At 52.9% G+C, this 23,585-nt stretch carries 20 protein-coding genes; 17 read left to right on the forward strand and 3 right to left on the reverse strand.

Going from position 1 to position 23,585, the window contains the following annotated elements; translation table 11 throughout:
* From livF to ugpQ, 6 genes are all read left to right on the forward strand, one after another.
* The gene (gene livF / locus FC814_RS02230; RefSeq protein ID WP_000416891.1) at positions 1-714 is read left to right on the forward strand and encodes a high-affinity branched-chain amino acid ABC transporter ATP-binding protein LivF; all 714 of its coding nucleotides are present in this window, start codon (positions 1-3) and stop codon (positions 712-714) included.
* Positions 715-1,110: 396 nt separating this feature from the next.
* On the forward strand, positions 1,111-2,427 hold the full coding sequence (gene ugpB, locus FC814_RS02235; protein ID WP_000803191.1) for a sn-glycerol-3-phosphate ABC transporter substrate-binding protein UgpB: 1,317 nt from the start codon (positions 1,111-1,113) through the stop codon (positions 2,425-2,427).
* Between the two features lie 221 nt (positions 2,428-2,648).
* A complete protein-coding gene (ugpA, locus tag FC814_RS02240) occupies positions 2,649-3,536 on the forward strand; it encodes a sn-glycerol-3-phosphate ABC transporter permease UgpA (RefSeq protein WP_000099289.1) in 888 nt (295 codons plus the stop codon).
* Positions 3,533-4,378: a sn-glycerol-3-phosphate ABC transporter permease UgpE gene (gene ugpE, locus FC814_RS02245; protein ID WP_000572164.1), complete on the forward strand. Its 846-nt coding sequence runs from the start codon at positions 3,533-3,535 to the stop codon at positions 4,376-4,378. The genes ugpA and ugpE overlap by 4 nt, the downstream gene beginning before the upstream one ends.
* Position 4,379: 1 nt before the next feature.
* On the forward strand, positions 4,380-5,450 hold the full coding sequence (gene ugpC / locus FC814_RS02250; protein WP_137325448.1) for a sn-glycerol 3-phosphate ABC transporter ATP binding protein UgpC: 1,071 nt from the start codon (positions 4,380-4,382) through the stop codon (positions 5,448-5,450).
* Entirely contained in the window at positions 5,447-6,190 is a 744-nt protein-coding gene (gene ugpQ, locus FC814_RS02255) for a glycerophosphodiester phosphodiesterase (protein ID WP_137325449.1), read from the forward strand. The genes ugpC and ugpQ overlap by 4 nt, the downstream gene beginning before the upstream one ends.
* Here ugpQ and FC814_RS02260 read toward each other — a convergent pair.
* Positions 6,177-6,617 carry a DUF2756 family protein gene (locus tag FC814_RS02260; RefSeq protein WP_000826139.1) on the reverse strand — a complete coding sequence of 147 codons (441 nt, stop codon included), beginning with the start codon at positions 6,615-6,617 and terminating at the stop codon, positions 6,177-6,179. The two genes, ugpQ and FC814_RS02260, sit on opposite strands and share 14 nt — an antisense overlap.
* 120 nt (positions 6,618-6,737) lie before the next feature.
* Between FC814_RS02260 and ggt the strand changes: the two genes are divergently transcribed.
* Complete coding sequence (gene ggt / locus FC814_RS02265; protein ID WP_085461345.1) at positions 6,738-8,483, forward strand: gamma-glutamyltransferase; 1,746 nt, start codon at positions 6,738-6,740, stop codon at positions 8,481-8,483.
* Positions 8,484-8,543: 60 nt separating this feature from the next.
* On the opposite strand, the gene yhhY is transcribed toward ggt, so the two are convergent.
* The gene (yhhY, locus tag FC814_RS02270) at positions 8,544-9,032 is read right to left on the reverse strand and encodes an N-acetyltransferase (RefSeq protein ID WP_137325450.1); all 489 of its coding nucleotides are present in this window, start codon (positions 9,030-9,032) and stop codon (positions 8,544-8,546) included.
* A gap of 476 nt (positions 9,033-9,508) precedes the next feature.
* Between yhhY and FC814_RS02275 the strand changes: the two genes are divergently transcribed.
* The 5 genes from FC814_RS02275 to gntU all read left to right on the forward strand — a co-directional run bounded on the left by FC814_RS02275 (position 9,509) and on the right by gntU (position 14,463).
* A complete protein-coding gene (locus FC814_RS02275; RefSeq protein ID WP_000236320.1) occupies positions 9,509-10,546 on the forward strand; it encodes an oxidoreductase in 1,038 nt (345 codons plus the stop codon).
* Positions 10,547-10,668: 122 nt separating this feature from the next.
* Positions 10,669-11,364, forward strand: a complete 696-nt coding sequence (gene yhhW / locus FC814_RS02280) for a quercetin 2,3-dioxygenase (protein WP_000639800.1) — start codon at positions 10,669-10,671, stop codon at positions 11,362-11,364.
* Between the two features lie 93 nt (positions 11,365-11,457).
* Positions 11,458-12,453: a gluconate operon transcriptional repressor GntR gene (gntR, locus tag FC814_RS02285; protein ID WP_000730250.1), complete on the forward strand. Its 996-nt coding sequence runs from the start codon at positions 11,458-11,460 to the stop codon at positions 12,451-12,453.
* A gap of 138 nt (positions 12,454-12,591) precedes the next feature.
* Positions 12,592-13,119: a gluconokinase gene (gene gntK / locus FC814_RS02290; RefSeq protein ID WP_000108328.1), complete on the forward strand. Its 528-nt coding sequence runs from the start codon at positions 12,592-12,594 to the stop codon at positions 13,117-13,119.
* A 3-nt stretch (positions 13,120-13,122) separates the two neighbouring features.
* Complete coding sequence (gntU, locus tag FC814_RS02295) at positions 13,123-14,463, forward strand: gluconate transporter (protein WP_000105942.1); 1,341 nt, start codon at positions 13,123-13,125, stop codon at positions 14,461-14,463.
* Between the two features lie 56 nt (positions 14,464-14,519).
* On the opposite strand, the gene yhgN is transcribed toward gntU, so the two are convergent.
* Positions 14,520-15,113, reverse strand: coding sequence for an NAAT family transporter YhgN (gene yhgN, locus FC814_RS02300; RefSeq protein WP_001002547.1), 594 nt, complete (start codon positions 15,111-15,113; stop codon positions 14,520-14,522).
* A gap of 192 nt (positions 15,114-15,305) precedes the next feature.
* Between yhgN and asd the strand changes: the two genes are divergently transcribed.
* The 5 genes from asd (at position 15,306) to glgA (ending at position 23,583) form a co-directional block, all read left to right on the forward strand.
* Positions 15,306-16,409 (forward strand): aspartate-semialdehyde dehydrogenase, encoded by a 1,104-nt coding sequence (gene asd, locus FC814_RS02305; RefSeq protein WP_000799967.1) that lies wholly within the window; start codon positions 15,306-15,308, stop codon positions 16,407-16,409.
* 271 nt (positions 16,410-16,680) lie between these two features.
* Positions 16,681-18,864, forward strand: a complete 2,184-nt coding sequence (glgB, locus tag FC814_RS02310) for a 1,4-alpha-glucan branching enzyme (protein WP_137325451.1) — start codon at positions 16,681-16,683, stop codon at positions 18,862-18,864.
* Positions 18,864-20,837 carry a glycogen debranching protein GlgX gene (gene glgX / locus FC814_RS02315; RefSeq protein WP_137325452.1) on the forward strand — a complete coding sequence of 658 codons (1,974 nt, stop codon included), beginning with the start codon at positions 18,864-18,866 and terminating at the stop codon, positions 20,835-20,837. The genes glgB and glgX overlap by 1 nt, the downstream gene beginning before the upstream one ends.
* Positions 20,838-20,854: 17 nt before the next feature.
* Positions 20,855-22,150 (forward strand): glucose-1-phosphate adenylyltransferase, encoded by a 1,296-nt coding sequence (gene glgC / locus FC814_RS02320; protein ID WP_000624234.1) that lies wholly within the window; start codon positions 20,855-20,857, stop codon positions 22,148-22,150.
* The gene (glgA, locus tag FC814_RS02325; RefSeq protein WP_001197629.1) at positions 22,150-23,583 is read left to right on the forward strand and encodes a glycogen synthase GlgA; all 1,434 of its coding nucleotides are present in this window, start codon (positions 22,150-22,152) and stop codon (positions 23,581-23,583) included. The genes glgC and glgA overlap by 1 nt, the downstream gene beginning before the upstream one ends.
* Positions 23,584-23,585: the final 2 nt, after the last annotated feature.

Here is a 23,585-nt window from a genome sequence, read left to right on the forward strand (position 1 = left end):
ATGGAAAAAGTCATGTTGTCCTTTGACAAAGTCAGCGCCCACTACGGCAAAATCCAGGCGCTGCATGAGGTGAGCCTGCATATCAATCAGGGCGAGATTGTCACCCTCATTGGCGCGAACGGGGCGGGGAAAACCACCTTGCTCGGCACATTATGCGGCGACCCGCGCGCCACCAGCGGGCGAATTGTGTTTGATGATAAAGACATTACCGACTGGCAGACGGCGAAAATCATGCGTGAAGCGGTAGCGATTGTCCCGGAAGGGCGTCGTGTCTTCTCACGAATGACGGTGGAAGAGAACCTGGCAATGGGCGGCTTCTTTGCCGAACGCGACCAGTTTCAGGAGCGCATAAAGTGGGTGTATGAGCTGTTCCCGCGTCTGCATGAGCGCCGTATTCAGCGAGCGGGCACCATGTCCGGCGGTGAACAGCAGATGCTGGCGATTGGTCGTGCGCTGATGAGCAACCCGCGTTTGTTGTTGCTTGATGAGCCATCGCTCGGGCTGGCGCCGATTATCATCCAGCAAATTTTCGACACCATCGAGCAGCTGCGCGAGCAGGGGATGACTATCTTCCTCGTCGAGCAGAACGCCAACCAGGCGCTAAAGCTGGCGGATCGCGGCTACGTGCTGGAAAACGGCCATGTGGTGCTCTCCGATACCGGCGACGCGCTGCTGGCGAACGAAGCGGTGAGAAGCGCGTATTTAGGCGGGTAATAACACGTTGATTGATAAGGAGTCAAAAGACTCCTTTGAGACAGCTGACAAATGTAAAAATGCCTGATGCGCTGCGCTTATCAGGCCTACTGGGTGAGTTGCAATATATTGAATTTGTACGATCTTGTAGGCCAGATAAGGCGTTTACGCTGCATCCGGCATGAAACGATGAGCAATCTGTAGAGTTTGATTCAGACCTTCTATTTTCCCGCTTATCCGTGTCCCATCTCCCATTTTCCCTCACCCGCGCCGTCACTGCCTTGTCATCTTTCTGACACCTTACTATCTTACAAATGTAACAAAAAAGTTATTTTTCTGTAATTCGAGCATGTCATGTTACCCCGCGAGCATAAAACGCGTGAATTCGCGCATTCGGTACAACAAGAGAGATAAACGATGAAACCGTTACATTATACAGCTTCAGCACTGGCGCTCGGACTGGCGTTAATGGGGAATGCACAGGCAGTGACGACCATTCCGTTCTGGCATTCTATGGAAGGGGAACTGGGTAAAGAGGTGGATTCTCTGGCTCAACGTTTTAACGCCGAAAATCCGGATTACAAAATTGTACCGACCTACAAAGGCAACTACGAACAGAATTTAAGCGCGGGGATTGCCGCATTTCGTACCGGCAACGCGCCGGCTATTTTGCAGGTTTATGAAGTTGGCACCGCTACCATGATGGCGTCGAAAGCCATTAAACCGGTATATGACGTGTTTAAAGAGGCGGGGATTCAATTCGATGAATCGCAGTTTGTGCCGACGGTTTCCGGTTACTACTCCGACAGCAAAACGGGCCACTTACTCTCCCAGCCGTTCAACAGCTCGACCCCCGTACTCTATTACAACAAAGACGCCTTCAAGAAAGCAGGATTAGACCCGGAACAGCCGCCGAAAACCTGGCAGGATCTGGCGGACTATGCCGCAAAACTGAAAGCCTCCGGTATGAAGTGCGGCTACGCCAGCGGCTGGCAGGGCTGGATCCAACTGGAAAATTTTAGCGCCTGGAACGGTCTACCGTTTGCCAGCAAAAACAACGGCTTTGACGGCACAGATGCGGTGCTGGAGTTCAACAAGCCGGAGCAGGTGAAACACATCGCCATGCTCGAGGAGATGAACAAGAAGGGCGACTTCAGCTATGTCGGGCGTAAGGATGAATCCACCGAGAAGTTCTATAACGGTGATTGCGCGATGACCACCGCCTCTTCCGGTTCTCTTGCCAACATTCGCGAGTACGCCAAATTCAACTACGGCGTAGGCATGATGCCTTACGACGCCGATGCGAAAGATGCGCCACAAAATGCCATTATCGGCGGAGCCAGCCTGTGGGTGATGCAGGGCAAAGATAAAGAAACGTATACCGGCGTGGCGAAGTTCCTCGACTTCCTCGCGAAGCCAGAAAACGCTGCTGAATGGCATCAGAAAACCGGTTATCTGCCGATCACCAAAGCGGCGTATGACCTGACCCGTGAGCAGGGCTTTTACGAGAAAAACCCAGGGGCGGATACCGCGACGCGTCAGATGCTGAACAAACCGCCGTTGCCGTTCACCAAAGGGCTGCGTCTGGGCAACATGCCGCAGATCCGCGTGATTGTGGATGAAGAGCTGGAGAGCGTGTGGACCGGCAAGAAGACGCCACAGCAGGCGCTGGATACTGCCGTTGAGCGTGGGAATCAGTTACTGCGCCGCTTTGAGCAGTCTACGAAGTCTTAATTCTCTTACCCTCACCCTAACCCTCTCCCTAAGGGAGAGGGAACCGATCGGCGTGGTGGGAAAGTGCCGTGTCGGTTTGTCACTTCGTTCTGAAGGCGAAGGGAACCACCCGGCGTGGTAGAGCGAAGTTGACTCAATGGCAAAACGCCGCACCGCCTTTCTCCCTCGCCCCTTTGGGGAGAGGGTCGGGGTGAGGGGAACACAACACGAAGAGTTTATTTATGTCATCATCCCGTCCGGTGTTCCGCTCGCGCTGGCTGCCCTATCTGCTGGTCGCGCCGCAGCTCATCATCACCGTTATCTTTTTTATCTGGCCTGCGGGCGAAGCGTTGTGGTATTCGCTACAAAGCGTCGATCCGTTTGGTTTCTCCAGCCAGTTTGTCGGCCTGGATAACTTCGTCACGCTGTTCCATGACAGCTACTATCTCGACTCCTTCTGGACGACGATAAAATTCAGCACCTTTGTCACCGTCAGCGGTTTGCTGGTGTCGCTGTTCTTCGCGGCGCTGGTGGAGTACATCGTGCGCGGCAGTCGTTTCTATCAAACCTTGATGCTGCTGCCGTATGCCGTGGCACCCGCCGTTGCCGCCGTATTGTGGATCTTCCTGTTTAACCCCGGTCGTGGGCTGATCACCCATTTTCTCGCTGAGTTCGGCTACGACTGGAACCACGCGCAAAACAGCGGTCAGGCAATGTTTCTGGTGGTGTTTGCCTCGGTGTGGAAGCAAATCAGCTATAACTTTCTGTTCTTCTATGCCGCGCTGCAATCCATTCCCCGTTCGTTGATTGAAGCCGCAGCCATCGACGGCGCAGGCCCAATTCGCCGCTTCTTTAAGATTGCGTTACCGCTTATCGCTCCGGTGAGTTTCTTCCTGCTGGTGGTGAACCTGGTGTACGCCTTCTTCGACACCTTCCCGGTGATCGACGCCGCCACGTCCGGCGGGCCGGTTCAGGCCACCACGACGCTGATTTATAAGATCTACCGCGAAGGCTTTACCGGACTGGATCTGGCTTCGTCTGCCGCGCAGTCGGTGGTGTTGATGTTCCTCGTCATCGTGCTGACGGTGGTGCAGTTCCGCTATGTTGAAAGCAAGGTGCGTTACCAATGATTGAGAACCGTCCGTGGCTGACGATATTCAGCCATACCATGCTGATCCTCGGGATCGCGGTGATCCTCTTCCCGCTGTACGTGGCGTTTGTCGCGGCAACGCTGGATAAACAAGCCGTCTATGCCGCGCCGATGACGCTAATTCCCGGCACGCATCTGCTGGAAAACATCCACAACATCTGGGTGAACGGGGTAGGCACGAATAGTGCGCCGTTCTGGCGGATGTTGCTTAACAGCTTCGTGATGGCGTTCAGTATTACGCTCGGCAAAATTACTGTCTCGATGCTCTCGGCATTCGCTATTGTCTGGTTTCGCTTTCCGCTGCGTAACCTCTTCTTCTGGATGATTTTTATCACCCTGATGCTGCCGGTTGAAGTACGTATCTTCCCGACGGTAGAAGTCATCGCCAATCTGAAGATGCTCGACAGCTATGCAGGTTTAACGCTGCCGCTGATGGCCTCGGCGACCGCCACGTTTCTGTTCCGCCAGTTCTTTATGACCCTACCGGATGAGCTGGTGGAAGCCGCGCGGATCGACGGCGCGTCGCCAATGCGCTTCTTTTGCGACATTGTCTTTCCGTTGTCGAAAACCAATCTGGCGGCGCTGTTTGTGATCACCTTTATCTACGGCTGGAACCAGTATCTGTGGCCGCTGCTGATTATTACCGACGTTGATCTCGGCACTACCGTTGCAGGGATCAAAGGGATGATTGCCACAGGCGAAGGCACCACGGAATGGAACTCGGTGATGGCGGCGATGTTGTTAACTCTGATCCCACCAGTAGTGATTGTTTTAGTGATGCAGCGTGCCTTCGTGCGCGGCCTGGTCGATAGTGAGAAATAAGATGGCAGGACTGAAATTACAGGCAGTAACCAAAAGCTGGGATGGCAAAACCCAGGTCATTAAACCGCTGACCCTTGATGTGGCGGATGGCGAATTTATCGTGATGGTCGGGCCGTCTGGCTGCGGGAAATCCACGCTGCTGCGCATGGTTGCCGGGCTGGAGCGGGTAACGGAAGGCGATATCTGGATCAACAATGAGCGTGTGACCGAAATGGAGCCGAAAGATCGCGGGATTGCGATGGTGTTCCAGAACTACGCGCTTTATCCGCATATGAGCGTCGAAGAAAACATGGCGTGGGGGCTGAAAATTCGCGGCATGGGCAAGCAGCAAATTGCCGAGCGCGTTCAAGAAGCGGCACGCATTCTGGAACTGGACGGCCTGCTTAAGCGCCGCCCGCGTGAGCTTTCCGGCGGGCAGCGCCAGCGCGTGGCAATGGGGCGCGCGATTGTGCGCGATCCGGCGGTATTTTTGTTTGATGAGCCGCTCTCGAACCTTGATGCCAAGCTGCGCGTGCAGATGCGCCTTGAGTTGCAGCAATTGCACCGTCGCCTGAAAACGACTTCACTCTACGTTACTCACGATCAGGTTGAGGCGATGACGCTCGCTCAGCGGGTGATGGTGATGAACGGCGGCGTTGCCGAACAGATTGGCACGCCGGTTGAAGTGTATGAAAAGCCCGCCAGCCTGTTTGTGGCGAGTTTTATCGGCAGTCCAGCGATGAACCTGCTGACAGGCCGCGTGAATAACGAAGGCACGTACTTCGAACTGGACGGCGGTATCGCGCTGCCGCTAAACGGTGGCTACCGGCAGTATGCCGGACGTAAAATGACCCTCGGTATTCGCCCGGAACATATTGCGTTAAGCTCGCAGGCAGAAGGCGGCGTGCCGCTGGTGATGGACACGCTGGAGATCCTCGGCGCAGATAACCTGGCGCACGGACGCTGGGGCGAACAGAAGCTGGTGGTACGACTGGCGCATCAGGAGCGCCCGACGGCAGGCAGTACGCTGTGGCTGCATCTGTCGGAAAATCAGCTACATCTTTTTGATGGTGAAACAGGACAACGAGTATGAGTAACTGGCCTTATCCTCGCATCGTCGCCCATCGTGGCGGCGGTAAACTGGCTCCAGAAAACACCCTGGCGGCAATCGATGTGGGGGCAAAATACGGTCATAAGATGATCGAATTTGACGCGAAGTTATCGAAAGATGGCGAGATCTTCTTGCTCCATGACGATAATCTCGAGCGTACCAGCAACGGCTGGGGCGTAGCAGGCGAACTAAACTGGCAGGATTTACTGCGCGTGGATGCAGGCAGTTGGTACAGCAAAGCGTTTAAAGGCGAGCCGCTGCCCTTGCTTTCGCAGGTGGCGGAACGCTGCCGCGAACACGGGATGATGGCGAATATCGAAATCAAACCCACCACGGGCACTGAGCCATTAACGGGCAAAATGGTGGCGCTGGCGGCGCGTGAACTTTGGACTGCTATGACGCCGCCGCTGCTGTCATCGTTTGAGATTGATGCTTTAGAAGCTGCACAACAGGCTGCACCGGAACTGCCGCGCGGTTTGTTGCTTGATGAGTGGCGCGACGACTGGCGAGAACTGACTATGCGGCTGGGCTGCGTCTCTATTCATCTCAATCATAAGTTGCTCGATAAAACGCGAGTGAGGCAGTTGAAAGACGCCGGATTACGGATTCTGGTGTATACCGTCAACAAACCCCAGCGCGCGGCAGAGTTGCTGCGCTGGGGCGTGGATTGCATTTGTACCGATGCGATTGACGTGATTGATCCGAACTTTACGGCCCAATAGTTTTCAACGGAATATCAGGCTGCGGCGTGCTGGGTTGATTCAGCATGTCGCCGTTTCTCCTCTCCGGCAGCATATGCTGCTGATTCAGCGAGTTATCCGGATTACGGTTGCTGTTTAACATCCCGCCGTTGGTGTTGGGCAGCATTTGCTGCCGGGCGGGATTTAGCTCCCCCGGCTGCGACTGCAATACCCGCTGCGAGTTACTGTTAATCTGATTTTCTAAATGTTGCTGCTGTAATTGCGTCTGCGTTTTCAGTTGCTGATTCAGCATCCCTTTTTGCTGGATTTGCTGGGTCTGCATCTGGGTTTGCATCCGTTGCTGACTGGGGATCTGATACCCCGACTGGTTAGGGTTGTTCAGAGTATTAATGGGCTGTGCAAAGCCGACGAACGGCAGGAGTGCCGTCAAAAGCAGAAGTCGTTTCATCGCGTATCCTCCTCTGAAGATATCCTTTAAGTTTACTCGCTTCCCGGCAAAACGATGATTAATTCAGAGTTATATACCAGGCTTAGCTGGGGTTGCCCCACACATAACTGGAGAATAACGATGATAAAACCGACGTTTTTACGCCGGGTGGCCATTGCTGCTCTGCTCTCAGGAAGTTGTTTTAGTGTTGTTGCCGCGCCACCTGCGCCGCCGCCGGTCTCGTATGGCGTGGAGGAAGATGTCTTCCATCCGGTGCGCGCGAAGCAGGGGATGGTGGCGTCTGTGGATGCTACTGCCACTCAGGTGGGGGTGGATATCCTTAAAGAAGGTGGTAATGCCGTTGATGCTGCCGTGGCAGTAGGGTATGCGCTGGCGGTAACGCATCCGCAGGCGGGGAATCTGGGCGGCGGCGGTTTTATGCTGATCCGCACTAAGGATGGCAATACAACCGCTATCGATTTCCGCGAAATGGCACCCGCCAAAGCGACCCGCGATATGTTTCTCGATGACCAGGGCAATCCGGACAGCAAAAAATCACTCACTTCGCATCTGGCCTCCGGTACGCCTGGCACGGTCGCAGGCTTCTCGCTGGCGCTGGAGAAGTACGGCACTATGCCGCTGAACAAAGTGGTGCAACCGGCGTTTAAACTGGCGCGTGATGGTTTTATCGTTAACGACGCGCTGGCCGACGATCTCAAAACCTACGGCAGTGAAGTGCTGCCGAATCACGAAAACAGCAAGGCTATCTTCTGGAAAGAGGGTGAACCGCTGAAAAAGGGCGACAGGCTGGTACAGGCGAATCTGGCAAAGAGTCTGGAGATGATTGCTGAAAACGGCTCGGACGAATTCTACAAAGGCAAGATAGCGGAACAGATTGCCCAGGAGATGCAGAAAAACGGCGGCTTAATTACCAAAGAGGATTTAGCGGCGTATAAAGCGGTCGAACGCACACCAATAAGCGGCGATTATCGCGGGTATCAGGTTTACTCCATGCCACCGCCATCCTCCGGCGGGATTCATATCGTGCAGATCCTCAATATCCTGGAAAACTTCGATATGAAGAAATACGGCTTTGGCAGTGCCGACGCGATGCAAATCATGGCTGAAGCTGAGAAATACGCCTACGCTGACCGCTCGGAATATCTTGGCGACCCGGATTTTGTCAAAGTGCCGTGGCAGGCGCTGACCAATAAAGCCTATGCCAAATCCATTGCCGATCAAATTGATATCAACAAAGCGAAACCGTCCAGCGAAATTCGCCCAGGCAAACTTGCGCCTTATGAGAGCAATCAAACAACCCATTACTCAGTGGTGGATAAAGACGGTAACGCGGTGGCGGTGACCTATACGCTGAACACCACCTTCGGTACGGGGATTGTCGCGGGCGAGAGCGGTATTCTGCTTAATAACCAGATGGATGATTTCTCCGCCAAACCGGGCGTGCCGAACGTTTACGGGCTGGTGGGCGGTGATGCTAACGCCGTCGGGCCGAACAAACGTCCGCTGTCGTCAATGTCGCCAACGATTGTGGTGAAGGACGGTAAAACCTGGCTGGTTACCGGTAGCCCAGGCGGGAGCCGGATTATCACCACCGTGCTGCAAATGGTGGTGAACAGCATCGATTATGGAATGAACGTTGCCGAAGCGACCAATGCGCCGCGTTTCCACCATCAGTGGTTACCGGACGAGCTGCGCGTCGAGAAAGGATTTAGCCCGGATACGCTCAAGCTGCTGGAAGAAAAAGGTCAGAAAGTGGCGCTGAAAGAGGCGATGGGCAGTACACAAAGCATTATGGTTGGGCCGGACGGTGAGTTGTATGGGGCATCCGACCCGCGCTCAGTGGATGATTTAACGGCGGGGTATTAATATCTTAAGCCCTCTCCCGGTAGGTGAGGGCTTAAATGACCAACTTAGATTGCAAATTCTTTACTTCACCCGCGCCATAAAATACGCATCGACATATTCACCATTTCGCAAAGCATACTTCTTACCAGTCCCTTCAATTTCAAAGCCGAATTTTTTGTAGACCTTAATTGCCGGGGCGTTATCGACAAACACGGTTAGTTCAATGCGATCTACCCGCAGCCAGTTGTCGCACATCTCAATCATCTCTCGCATCAGGGCGCTGGCGACGCCGCGATTGTGCCAGCGGGAGTCGACGCAGATACCAAAATCGGCAACATGACTGCGGCGCGGGCGTTGCTGCACGTCAATGGTGAGATGACCCACGACGGTTCCATCAATACAGGCGACTAACTGTTTGATGCCGGGACGATCGGCGAGTCGCTCCTGCCACATATGATCGGAAGGATGAGGCACCTGTAGCGTGTTGTAATACACCTCCGGCTGGGCGTGGATTTGCCGAATGGCCTCGTAATCGCGCGTTTCAGCGTGGCGTATCACTATCTCACTCATTCCTCTGTCCTCTTTGGGGTAAATGTCCCTTTCAACATCATTGACTTTCAAATGCGAGTCAAATGCATTTTTTTGCAAAAAGTGTTGGACAAGTGCGAATGAGAATGATTATTATTGTCTCGCGATCAGGAAGACCCTCGCGGAGAACCTGAAAGCACGACATTGCTCACATTGCTTCCAGTATTACTTAGCCAGCCGGGTGCTGGCTTTTTTTTTGCTTTCGTTCCTGCCAGGCTGACTTGCTATTTTGCCCACGGGAAGTGCTCGTGTTGAGACAAATGCAAAATTGCCTGATGCGCTACGCTTATCAGCCTACAATCCTGTGCCCGAACCGTAGGTCGGATAAGGCGTTCACGCCGCATCCGGCATGATCAAAGTGCACTTTGCCAACAATCTGACGTACTGAAGCACAGGCATAGGAACCACGTCCGCTTTGCGTTAAGGTGTAACTAACCACCTTATAAAAGGACGAAATCATGGTCATTAACTGCGCCTTTATTGGCTTCGGCAAAAGCACCACCCGTTACCATCTGCCGTATGTACTTAACCGCAAAGATAGCTGGCATGTCGCGCATATTTTCCGCCGCCATGCGAAGCCGGAAGAACAGGCTCCTGTCTACTCGCATATCCATTTCACCAGCGATCTCGACGAAGTATTAAACGATCCTGACGTTAAGCTGGTTGTCGTCTGCACTCACGCTGATAGCCACTTCGAGTACGCGAAGCGCGCGCTGGAAGCCGGGAAAAATGTGCTAGTTGAAAAACCGTTCACCCCTACGCTTGCGCAGGCGAAAGAGCTGTTTGCGCTGGCAAAAAGCAAAGGGCTGACCGTCACGCCGTATCAGAATCGCCGCTTTGATTCTTGCTTCCTGACGGCGAAAAAAGCGATTGAAAGCGGCAAGCTGGGGGAGATTGTTGAAGTGGAAAGCCATTTTGACTACTACCGCCCGGTGGCAGAAACTAAACCGGGGCTGCCGCAAGATGGTGCATTTTATGGCCTTGGCGTGCATACCCTCGACCAGATTATCTCGCTGTTCGGTCGCCCGGATCATGTGGCTTACGACATTCGCAGCCTGCGTAATAAAGCCAATCCGGACGACACCTTTGAAGCGCAGTTGTTTTATGGTGATTTGAAAGCCATCGTCAAAACCAGCCATCTGGTGAAAATCGATTATCCGAAATTTATCGTTCACGGTAAGAAAGGTACATTTATTAAATACGGTATCGACCAGCAGGAAACCAGCCTGAAGGCTAATATTATGCCGGGCGAACCGGGATTCGCAGCGGATGATTCGGTCGGTGTGCTGGAGTATGTCAATGACGAGGGCGTGACGGTAAGAGAAGAGATGACGCCGGAGGTGGGAGATTACGGACGCGTCTACGATGCGCTGCATCAAACCATCACCACCGGTGCACCAAATTACGTCAAGGAATCTGAAGTTCTTACTAATCTGGAAATCCTTGAACGCGGTTTTGAACAAGTCTCTCCCTCCACAGTGACTCTCGCGAAGTAAGTTTGATGGCTCCTCGAATAGTTCAATTTTTTTGAAAAGAGGGGTCAATTTTCACCCTCTATCATCCCCGGCGGATCGGGTCCACACTAAGCCCATCGAAAACATTCAGGGGGTGAATACAAATGATCTACTTACGCAAAGCAAATGAACGTGGTCATGCAAATCATGGCTGGCTGGACTCCTGGCACACTTTCTCTTTTGCCAACTATTACGATCCGAATTTTATGGGCTTCTCCGCGCTGCGCGTGATTAACGACGACGTGATTGAAGCAGGGCAGGGCTTCGGCACTCACCCACATAAAGATATGGAAATTTTGACCTACGTGCTGGAAGGTACTGTTGAGCATCAGGACAGCATGGGCAATAAAGAGCATGTTCCGGCGGGCGAGTTTCAGATAATGAGTGCGGGTACGGGTATTCGTCACTCAGAGTACAACCCCAGCAGCACCGAGCGTCTGCATCTGTATCAGATCTGGATCATGCCAGAAGAAAATGGGATTACGCCGCGTTATGAACAGCGTCGCTTTGATGCCGTGCAGGGCAAACAGCTGGTTCTTTCGCCGGATGCGCGTGATGGTTCGCTGAAAGTGTATCAGGATATGGAACTTTACCGCTGGGCGCTGGTAAAAGATGAGCAGTCGATACATCAGATTGCCGCTGAACGCCGCGTCTGGATCCAGGTAGTAAAAGGCAATGTCACCATTAACGGTGTCAAAGCCTCTACCAGCGATGGTCTGGCAATCTGGGATGAGCAGGCAATCTCCGTCCACGCCGATAGCGACAGTGAAATCCTGCTGTTCGATTTACCGCCAGTCTAAATTTATCTCACAAACCTTCCTGAGGAATCAGGAAGGTTGTGATGCGTCCGTGGTAAACTAAAGGAATCTATCCCTTTTGTACCCTTCAGGACGATGAAAAAGAAAAGACCCGTACTTCAGGATGTGGCTGACCGTGTAGGCGTGACCAAAATGACGGTCAGCCGTTTTTTACGCAACCCGGAGCAGGTCTCCGTCGCCTTACGCGGCAAGATTGCCGCCGCTCTTGATGAACTGGGTTATATTCCCAACCGCGCGCCCGATATCCTCTCAAATGCTACCAGCCGGGCAATTGGCGTCCTGTTACCTTCTCTCACCAACCAGGTTTTCGCGGAAGTATTACGCGGCATCGAAAGCGTCACCGACGCGCACGGTTATCAGACTATGCTGGCGCACTACGGTTATAAACCGGAAATGGAGCAAGAACGTCTCGAATCGATGCTCTCCTGGAATATCGACGGGCTGATCCTCACCGAACGTACCCACACGCCGCGCACCTTAAAGATGATTGAAGTGGCAGGTATTCCGGTGGTGGAACTGATGGACAGTAAATCACCGTGCCTCGATATCGCCGTCGGTTTTGATAACTTTGAAGCGGCACGCCAGATGACCACCGCCATTATTGCTCGCGGGCATCGTCACATTGCCTATCTCGGCGCACGTCTCGACGAACGTACTATCATCAAACAGAAGGGATACGAACAGGCGATGCTGGATGCAGGCCTGGTGCCATATAGCGTGATGGTTGAACAATCTTCTTCTTACTCTTCAGGTATTGAACTGATTCGCCAGGCGCGGCGGGAATATCCGCAGTTGGATGGCGTATTCTGTACCAACGATGACCTGGCTGTCGGCGCGGCGTTTGAATGTCAGCGTTTGGGGCTGAAAATTCCTGACGATATGGCGATTGCCGGTTTCCACGGTCACGATATTGGTCAGGTGATGGAGCCACGGCTGGCGAGTGTGCTGACACCGCGTGAGCGGATGGGCAGCATTGGCGCTGAACGCCTGCTGGCGCGTATTCGTGGCGAAGCAGTGACACCGAAAATGTTAGATTTAGGTTTCACCTTGTCACCGGGCGGATCTATTTAAGCTCACAAATTTGAAGTAGCTCACACTTATACACTTAAGGCACGGATGGATATTGCTTCTGATTTTGTCCGGCTGGACAATGTTACCGATAACAGTTACCCGTAACATTTTTAATTCTTGTATTGTGGGGGCACCACTTTGAGCACGACTAACCATGATCACCACATTTACGTCTTGATGGGCGTATCGGGCAGCGGCAAATCTGCGGTCGCCAGTGAAGTGGCGCATCAACTTCATGCCGCGTTTCTTGATGGCGATTTCCTCCATCCGCGTCGCAATATCGAAAAAATGGCGTCCGGTGAACCGTTGAATGATGACGATCGCAAACCGTGGTTACAGGCACTGAACGACGCCGCGTTTGCCATGCAGCGCACCAATAAAGTGTCGCTGATCGTCTGTTCTGCACTGAAAAAGCACTATCGCGACCTGCTACGCGCGGGTAATCCGAATCTCTCTTTCATCTACCTGAAAGGCGATTTTGATGTGATTGAAAGCCGCCTGAAAGCGCGTAAAGGCCATTTCTTTAAAACCCAAATGCTGGTGACGCAGTTTGAAACGCTGCAGGAACCGGGTGCGGACGAAACCGATGTACTGGTGGTGGATATCGATCAGCCACTGGAAGGTGTTGTGGCAAGCACCATTGAGGTTATTAAAAAAGGCAAATAAGTAGTGAGTACATTAACGCTTGTTTTAACAGCAGTAGGGTCTGTTTTACTGCTGCTGTTTTTAGTCATGAAGGCGCGTATGCACGCTTTCCTGGCTTTGATGGTGGTGTCTATGGGGGCTGGCCTTTTTTCCGGTATGCCGCTCGATAAAATCGCAGCGACGATGGAAAAAGGGATGGGAGGCACCCTCGGCTTCCTGGCGGTGGTTGTCGCTCTGGGAGCCATGTTTGGCAAGATCTTACATGAAACCGGCGCAGTCGATCAGATTGCCGTCAAAATGCTCAAATCCTTCGGCCACAGCCGCGCTCATTATGCCATTGGCCTTGCTGGGCTGGTTTGTGCGCTACCGCTGTTCTTTGAAGTGGCGATTGTTCTGCTGATTAGCGTTGCTTTCTCAATGGCGCGCCATACCGGCACGAACCTGGTGAAACTGGTTATCCCGTTATTCGCCGGTGTGGCGGCAGCGGCGGCGTTCTTACTGCCGGGGCCAGCGCCAATGCTGCTGGCATCGCAGATGAACGCCGACTTTGGCTGGATGATCTTGATTGGCCTGTGTGCGGCAATTCCGGGAATGATTATTGCCGGGCCGCTGTGGGGTAATTTCATCAGCCGCTACGTGGAACTGCATATTCCTGACGACATCAGCGAACCGCATCTCGGCGAAGGAAAAATGCCATCTTTCGGATTCAGCCTGTCGCTGATCCTGCTGCCGCTGGTGCTGGTAGGTCTTAAAACCATTGCCGCGCGTTTTGTGCCGGAAGGCTCTACCGCTTATGAATGGTTCGAGTTTATCGGTCATCCGTTTACCGCGATTCTGGTTGCTTGTCTGGTGGCGATTTATGGTCTGGCGATGCGTCAGGGTATGCCGAAAGACAAAGTGATGGAGATTTGCGGTCACGCGCTGCAACCGGCGGGAATCATTCTGCTGGTGATTGGTGCAGGTGGCGTGTTCAAACAGGTACTGGTTGATTCTGGCGTAGGTCCGGCACTGGGCGAAGCGTTAACCGGGATGGGGCTGCCGATTGCGATCACTTGCTTCGTGCTGGCCGCTGCAGTGCGCATCATTCAGGGTTCTGCCACCGTTGCCTGCTTAACGGCGGTGGGACTGGTGATGCCGGTTATTGAACAACTGAACTACTCCGGTGCGCAAATGGCGGCGTTGTCGATTTGTATCGCCGGTGGTTCGATTGTTGTCAGCCACGTTAACGACGCTGGTTTCTGGTTGTTCGGTAAATTTACCGGCGCGACCGAAGCCGAAACGCTGAAAACCTGGACCATGATGGAAACCATCCTTGGCACTGTCGGTGCTATCGTCGGGATGATTGCGTTCCAGCTGTTGAGTTAAGTTTGTTCGCCCGGTAGTTCTGACGCTACCGGGCTCATTTCGAGAAATTATCCCCGTCACCCCTTCATCCACATCCGAACGCCGTCGAGGAACATCTGGGTTGCCATCATCACCAGAATCAATCCCATCAGGCGTTCCAGTGCATTCACCCCTTTCTCGCCCAGCAGACGTAAAAATAGCGATGACTGCAGCAGGATGACAAATGTGCCGCCCCAGGCCAGCAGCAGGGCAATCACCAGATGCCCCATCTGATTGGGGTACTGATGAGACAGCAACATCAGCGTGGCGAGAATCGTCGGCCCGGCGACCAGCGGAATGGCTAATGGCACGATAAATGGCTCTTCACCGGCCGGAAGCCCACTGCTGTTTCCCGATGCGCTGGGGAAAATCATCTTAATGGCAATCAGAAACAGAATGATGCCGCCAGAAATAGAGACGGTTTCCGCCCGCAGACTAAGAAATGCCAGAATTTTCTCACCCGCAAACAGGAACACCAGCATCACCAGAAGAGCAATAAGCAACTCTCGCACCATGATTGCCCGACGTCTTTTCGGTTCAGTATGTTTCAGTACGGACATAAAAATAGGTAGGTTTCCGAGCGGATCCATAATCAAGATCAATAAAACTGCTGCAGAAATGATTTCATTCATAACTCAAGTTCCCTGATAATTGCGTTGGACTTTCTGCGTGCTATGAAAGCAGGATAAGTCGCATTACTGATTGCTTCGCTATCATTGATTAATTTCACTTGCGACTTTGGCTGCTTTTTGTATGGTGAAAGATGTGCCACGAGGACACCGGCACATATATACAGCACACATCTTTGCAGGAAAAAAACGCTTATGAAAAATGTTGGTTTTATCGGCTGGCGCGGTATGGTCGGCTCCGTTCTCATGCAACGCATGGTTGAAGAGCGCGACTTCGACGCCATTCGCCCTGTCTTCTTTTCGACTTCCCAGCCTGGTCAGGCTGCACCGTCCTTTGGCGGTACTACCGGCACACTCCAGGATGCCTTTGATCTGGAGGCGCTGCAGGCCCTCGATATCATCGTAACCTGTCAGGGCGGCGATTATACCAACGAAATCTATCCAAAGCTCCGTGAGAACGGGTGGCAAGGTTACTGGATTGACGCAGCATCGTCTCTGCGCATGAAAGACGACGCCATCATCATCCTTGACCCAGTCAATCAGGACGTCATTACTGACGGATTAAATAAAGGCATCAGGACTTTTGTGGGCGGTAACTGTACCGTAAGCCTGATGTTGATGTCGTTAGGCGGTTTATTCGCCAATGATCTTGTTGATTGGGTTTCCGTTGCAACCTACCAGGCGGCTTCCGGCGGTGGTGCGCGACATATGCGGGAGTTGTTAACCCAGATGGGCCAACTGTATGGTCATGTGGCGGATGAACTCGCAACCCCGTCCTCTGCTATTCTCAATATTGAACGCAAAGTCACGACCTTAACCCGCAGCGGCGAGTTGCCGGTGGATAACTTTGGTGTTCCGCTGGCGGGTAGCCTGATTCCGTGGATCGACAAACAGCTTGATAACGGTCAGAGCCGCGAAGAATGGAAAGGGCAGGCGGAAACTAACAAGATCCTCAACACATCTTCTGTGATTCCGGTAGATGGTTTATGCGTGCGTGTCGGAGCATTGCGCTGCCATAGTCAGGCATTCACCATCAAATTGAAAAAAGATGTATCGATTCCGACCGTGGAAGAACTGCTGGCGGCTCACAATCCGTGGGCGAAAGTCGTACCAAACGATCGGGAAATCACTATGCGTGAGCTAACCCCAGCAGCCGTTACTGGCACGCTGACCACGCCTGTAGGCCGCCTGCGTAAACTGAATATGGGACCAGAATTTCTGTCAGCCTTTACCGTGGGTGACCAGTTGCTGTGGGGTGCAGCGGAGCCGCTGCGCCGGATGCTTCGTCAACTGGCGTAATCTTTATTCATTAAATCTGGGGCGCAATGCCGCCCCTTTTAGTGCGTAATACAGGAGTAAGCGCAGATGTTTCATGATTTACCGGGAGTTAGATAGAGCATTGGCTATTCTTTAAGGGTGGCAGAATACATGAGTATTCACTGCCTTACCTGAAGGGAGGACGACGCAGAGAGGATGCACAGAGTGCTGCGCCGTTCAGGTCAAAAAAATGTCACAACCAGATGTCAAAAATCAGTTGGATGGGGTGACACAATAAAACAGGAAGACAAGCATGTCCGTTCGTATCGATAGAGACGTGATAAACGCGCTAATTGCAGGCCATTTTGCAGACCCATTTTCCGTACTGGGAATGCATAAAACTACAGCAGGACTGGAAGTCCGTGCCCTTTTACCTGACGCCACCGATGTGTGGGTGATTGAACCAAAAACCGGACGCAAAGTCGCTAAACTGGAGTGTCTCGACTCTCGTGGATTCTTCAGCGGCGTCATTCCACGACGTAAGAATTTTTTCCGCTATCAGTTGGCTGTTGTCTGGCATGGTCAGCAGAATCTTATTGATGACCCTTACCGTTTTGGCCCTTTAATTCAGGAAATGGATGCCTGGCTGTTATCTGAAGGTACTCACCTGCGCCCGTATGAAACCTTAGGCGCACACGCAGATACCATGGATGGCGTTACCGGCACGCGTTTTTCTGTCTGGGCACCCAATGCCCGCCGAGTCTCGGTTGTTGGGCAATTCAACTACTGGGATGGTCGTCGTCATCCGATGCGCCTGCGTAAAGAGAGCGGCATCTGGGAACTGTTTATCCCTGGCGCGCACAACGGTCAGCTCTATAAATACGAAATGATTGATGCCAATGGCAATCTGCGTTTGAAGTCTGATCCTTATGCCTTTGAAGCACAGATGCGTCCGGAAACCGCTTCCCTTATTTGCGGACTGCCTGAAAAGGTCGTGCAGACCGAAGAGCGCAAAAAAGCGAATCAGTTTGATGCGCCAATCTCTATCTATGAAGTTCATCTGGGTTCCTGGCGTCGTCACACCGACAACAACTTCTGGTTAAGTTATCGCGAGCTGGCCGATCAACTGGTGCCTTACGCTAAATGGATGGGCTTTACCCATCTCGAACTGCTGCCAATTAACGAACATCCATTCGATGGTAGCTGGGGCTATCAACCGACGGGTCTGTACGCGCCAACTCGCCGTTTTGGTACTCGCGATGACTTCCGCTATTTCATTGATGCCGCACACGCAGCCGGTTTGAACGTTATTCTTGACTGGGTGCCGGGGCACTTCCCGACTGATGACTTTGCACTTGCCGAATTTGACGGAACAAATCTGTATGAACACAGCGATCCGCGCGAAGGCTATCATCAGGACTGGAACACGCTGATCTACAACTATGGTCGCCGTGAAGTCAGTAACTTCCTTGTCAGTAACGCGCTGTACTGGATTGAACGTTTTGGTATTGATGCGCTGCGTGTCGATGCGGTGGCGTCGATGATTTATCGCGACTACAGCCGTAAAGAGGGCGAGTGGATCCCCAACGAGTTTGGTGGACGCGAGAATCTGGAAGCGATTGAATTTTTACGCAATACCAACCGTATTATCGGTGAGCAAGTTCCTGGCGCGGTAACGATGGCGGAGGAGTCTACTGACTTCCCTGGCGTTTCTCGTCCGCAGGATATCGGCGGCCTCGGCTTCTGGTACAAGTGGAACCTCGGCTGGATGCACGACACCCTGGACTACATGAAGCTCGACCCGGTTTATCGTCAATACCATCACGATAAACTCACCTTCGGGATGCTCTACAACTACACTGAAAACTTCGTCCTGCCGTTGTCGCACGACGAAGTGGTACACGGCAAAAAATCGATTCTCGACAGAATGCCGGGTGATGCGTGGCAGAAGTTTGCCAATCTGCGTGCCTACTATGCCTGGATGTGGGCGTTCCCAGGCAAAAAACTGCTGTTCATGGGCAATGAATTTGCTCAAGGGCGTGAGTGGAACCACGACGCCAGCCTTGACTGGCACCTGCTGGAAGGCGGCGACAACTGGCACCACGGTGTCCAGCGTCTGGTGCGCGATCTGAACCACACTTATCGCCATCACAAAGCATTGCACGAGCTGGATTTTGACGCGTATGGCTTTGAATGGCTGGTGGTGGATGACCATGAACGTTCGGTGCTGATTTTTGTTCGCCGTGATAAAGAGGGTAATGAAATTATCGTTGCCAGTAACTTTACGCCGGTGCCGCGCCATGATTATCGCTTTGGCATTAATCAGCCGGGTAAATGGCGTGAAATCCTCAATACGGATTCCATGCACTATCACGGTAGCAATACCGGTAATGGCGGCGCAGTACACAGTGATGAGATCGCCAGCCACGGTCGCCAGCATTCATTAAGCCTTACGCTACCGCCGCTGGCCACTATCTGGCTGGTTCGGGAGGGATAATGACACAACTTGCCATTGGCAATCCCGCTCCTCTTGGCGCGCATTACGACGGCCAGGGCGTTAACTTCACGCTCTTCTCCGCTCATGCCGAACGGGTAGAGCTGTGTGTGTTTGACGCTCAGGGCATCGAACATCGGTATGATTTGCCAGGACGAAGTGGTGACATCTGGCACGGTTATCTGCCGGATGCGCGCCCGGGTTTGCGTTATGGTTACCGCGTTCATGGCCCATGGCAACCCACCATGGGGCATCGCTTTAACCCGGCGAAGTTGTTGATTGATCCTTGCGCGCGGCAAATTGTCGGGGAATTTAAAGATAACCCGCTGCTGCACGCCGGGCATAGTGATCCTGACTATCGCGACAACGCTGCTATTGCGCCGAAATGCGTAGTGGTCGTGGATCACTATGACTGGGAAGATGATGCCCCGCCGCGCACGTCGTGGGGCAGTACCATCATTTATGAAGCCCATGTCAAAGGCTTAACCTACTTGCACCCGGAGATCCCGGTCGAGATCCGTGGAACCTATAAAGCCCTGGGGCATCCGGTGATGATCAACTATTTAAAACAGTTGGGCATTACCGCACTGGAACTGCTGCCGATAGCGCAATTTGCCAGTGAGCCGCGCTTGCAACGAATGGGGTTGAGTAACTACTGGGGTTACAACCCGGTGGCGCTGTTTGCACTGCATCCGGCGTATGCATGCTCGCCCGACACGGCGTTGGATGAGTTCCGCGATGCAGTCAAAGCCCTGCACAAAGCGGGCATTGAGGTCATTCTCGACATCGTTCTCAACCACAGTGCGGAACTGGATCTCGACGGCCCGTTATTCTCCCTGCGCGGGATCGATAACCGTAGCTATTATTGGATAAGAGAAGACGGCGATTATCACAACTGGACTGGTTGCGGCAATACGCTCAATTTGAGCCATCCAGCTGTGGTGGAGTACGCCAGCGCCTGTCTACGCTATTGGGTGGAAACTTGTCATGTTGATGGCTTCCGCTTCGATCTCGCTACAGTCATGGGGCGAACGCCGGAGTTTCGTCAGGATGCGCCTCTGTTTACGGCTATTCAGAATTGCCCGGTACTTTCGCAAGTGAAGCTGATTGCCGAACCGTGGGATATCGCGCCTGACGGCTATCAGGTGGGGAATTTCCCGCCGTTGTTTGCCGAGTGGAACGATCATTTCCGCGATGCCGCCCGGCGCTTCTGGCTGCACTATAACCTGTCGCTGGGGGAGTTTGCCGGACGTTTTGCTGCTTCCAGCGATGTTTTTAAACGTAATGGCCGTCTGCCGAGTGCTGCGATTAATCTGGTCACAGCGCATGACGGTTTTACGCTTCGCGACTGCGTTTGTTTTAACCATAAACACAATGAAGCAAACGGAGAAGAAAATCGCGACGGAACCAACAACAATTACAGTAACAATCATGGTAAAGAAGGGTTAGGCGGTACTCTTGATCTGGTTGAACGGCGGCGCGACAGCATTCACGCCCTGTTAACAACGTTGTTGCTCTCCCAGGGTACGCCGATGTTACTGGCCGGTGACGAACACGGTCACAGCCAGCATGGCAATAACAATGCTTACTGTCAGGATAACCAACTAACGTGGTTGGACTGGTCGCAAGCAAGCAGTGGCTTAACCGCGTTTACCGCCGCGTTAATCCATCTGCGCAAGCGCATTCCTGCTTTGGCAGAGGATCGCTGGTGGGAAGAAGGCGACGGCAATGTCCGTTGGCTGAATCGATATGCTCAATCTTTAAGCTCGGATGAGTGGCAGAACGGGCCAAAGCAGCTGCAAATTTTGCTTTCGGATCGTTTCTTGATCGCAATAAACGCCACGCTTGAGGTAACAGAGATTGTTTTACCTGCTGGGGAGTGGCGTGCCATTCCCCCATTCGCTGGAGAGGATAACCCAGTGATTACGGCTGTCTGGCCGGGACCTGCACACGGACTGTGTGTGTTCCAGAGATGATAAAAAAGGAGTTAGTCATGATTAGTTTAGAGAAGAACGATCACTTAATGTTGGCGCGCCAGCTGCCATTGAAGTCTGTTGCCCTGATTCTGGCGGGGGGACGTGGTACTCGCCTGAAGGATTTAACCAATAAACGAGCAAAGCCTGCCGTACACTTCGGCGGCAAGTTCCGTATTATCGATTTTGCACTGTCCAACTGTATCAACTCCGGTATCCGTCGTATGGGCGTGATCACCCAATACCAGTCTCACACTCTGGTACAGCATATTCAGCGCGGCTGGTCGTTCTTCAATGAAGAAATGAACGAGTTTGTCGATCTGCTGCCAGCGCAGCAGAGAATGAAAGGGGAGAACTGGTATCGCGGTACGGCAGATGCCGTTACCCAAAACCTCGACATTATCCGCCGTTATAAAGCGGAGTACGTAGTGATCCTGGCGGGTGACCATATCTACAAGCAAGACTACTCGCGTATGCTTATCGACCACGTCGAAAAAGGCGCACGTTGCACCGTTGCTTGTATGCCTGTACCGATTGAAGAAGCCTCTGCATTTGGCGTTATGGCGGTTGATGGAAACGATAAAATTATCGAATTTGTTGAAAAACCGGCTAACCCGCCGTCAATGCCAAACGATCCGAGCAAATCTTTAGCGAGTATGGGGATCTACGTCTTTGATGCAGAGTACCTGTATGAATTGCTGGAAGAAGACGATCGTGATGAAAACTCCAGCCACGACTTTGGTAAGGATTTGATTCCAAAAATTACCGAAGCAGGCCTCGCCTATGCGCATCCATTCCCGCTCTCTTGTGTACAGTCCGACCCGGACGCCGAGCCGTACTGGCGTGATGTTGGGACACTGGAGGCTTACTGGAAAGCGAACCTGGATCTGGCTTCTGTCGTGCCGGAACTGGATATGTACGATCGCAACTGGCCGATTCGCACCTACAATGAATCATTGCCGCCAGCGAAATTCGTTCAGGATCGCTCCGGTAGCCATGGGATGACCCTTAACTCACTGGTTTCCGGCGGTTGTGTGATCTCTGGTTCGGTGGTGGTGCAGTCCGTTCTGTTCTCACGCGTTCGCGTGAATTCATTCTGCAACATTGATTCCGCCGTATTGCTGCCGGAAGTATGGGTAGGTCGCTCGTGCCGTCTGCGTCGCTGCGTCATTGACCGCGCTTGTGTCATTCCGGAAGGAATGGTGATTGGTGAGGATGCAGAAGAGGATGCACGTCGTTTCTATCGTTCAGAAGAAGGCATTGTGCTGGTTACGCGCGAAATGCTACGGAAGTTAGGGTACAAACAGGAGCGATAATGCAGGTTTTACATGTATGTTCAGAGATGTTCCCGCTGCTTAAAACCGGCGGTCTGGCTGATGTTATTGGGGCATTACCCGCAGCACAAATCGCAGACGGCGTTGACGCTCGCGTACTGTTGCCTGCATTTCCCGATATTCGCCGTGGCGTGACCGATGCAAAGGTGGTATCTCGCCGTGATACCTTTGCCGGACATTTCACGCTGCTGTTTGGGCATTACAACGGGGTTGGCATTTACCTGATTGATGCACCGCATCTCTACGATCGTCCCGGAAGCCCGTATCACGATACCAACTTATTTGCTTACACCGACAACGTATTGCGTTTTGCACTGCTCGGATGGGTTGGAGCGGAGATGGCAAGCGGGCTTGACCCATTCTGGCGCCCCGATGTTGTGCACGCGCACGACTGGCATGCGGGTCTTGCGCCTGCGTATCTGGCGGCACACGGGCGTCCGGCGAAGTCGGTGTTTACTGTGCACAACCTGGCCTATCAAGGCATGTTTTATGCACATCACATGAATGACATCCAATTGCCATGGTCATTCTTTAATGTTCACGGGCTGGAATTCAACGGGCAAATCTCTTTCCTGAAGGCCGGATTGTATTACGCCGACCACATTACAGCGGTTAGTCCGACCTACGCTCGTGAGATCACTGAACCACAGTTTGCCTACGGTATGGAAGGTTTACTCCAGCAGCGTCATCGTGAAGGACGACTTTCCGGCGTACTGAACGGCGTGGACGAGAAAATATGGAGTCCAGAGACGGACTTACTTTTAGCCTCGCGTTACACCCGCGATTCATTGGAGGATAAAGCGGAGAATAAGCGCCAGTTGCAAATCGCAATGGGGCTTAAGGTTGACGATAAAGTGCCGCTTTTTGCAGTGGTGAGCCGTCTGACCAGCCAGAAAGGACTGGATTTGGTGCTGGAAGCCTTACCGGGTCTTCTGGAACAGGGCGGACAACTGGCACTGCTCGGCGCGGGCGATCCGGTATTGCAGGAAGGTTTTCTTGCTGCAGCGGCGGAGCATCCCGGCAAGGTTGGTGTACAGATTGGTTATCACGAAGCATTTTCGCATCGCATTATGGGCGGCGCGGACGTCATTCTGGTTCCCAGTCGTTTTGAACCGTGCGGCTTAACGCAACTTTATGGATTGAAGTACGGCACGCTGCCACTGGTGCGGCGTACCGGTGGGCTTGCTGATACGGTTTCTGACTGTTCTCTTGAGAACCTTGCAGATGGCGTCGCCAGTGGGTTTGTCTTTGAAGATAGTAATGCCTGGTCGCTGTTACGGGCTATTCGACGCGCTTTTGTTCTGTGGTCTCGTCCTTCACTGTGGCGGTTTGTGCAACGTCAGGCTATGGCAATGGATTTTAGCTGGCAGGTCGCGGCGAAGTCGTACCGTGAGCTTTACTATCGCTTGAAATAGTT

Origin of the sequence: Escherichia sp. MR (assembly GCF_005280595.1) — a bacterium.
Lineage (GTDB): Bacteria > Pseudomonadota > Gammaproteobacteria > Enterobacterales > Enterobacteriaceae > Escherichia > Escherichia ruysiae.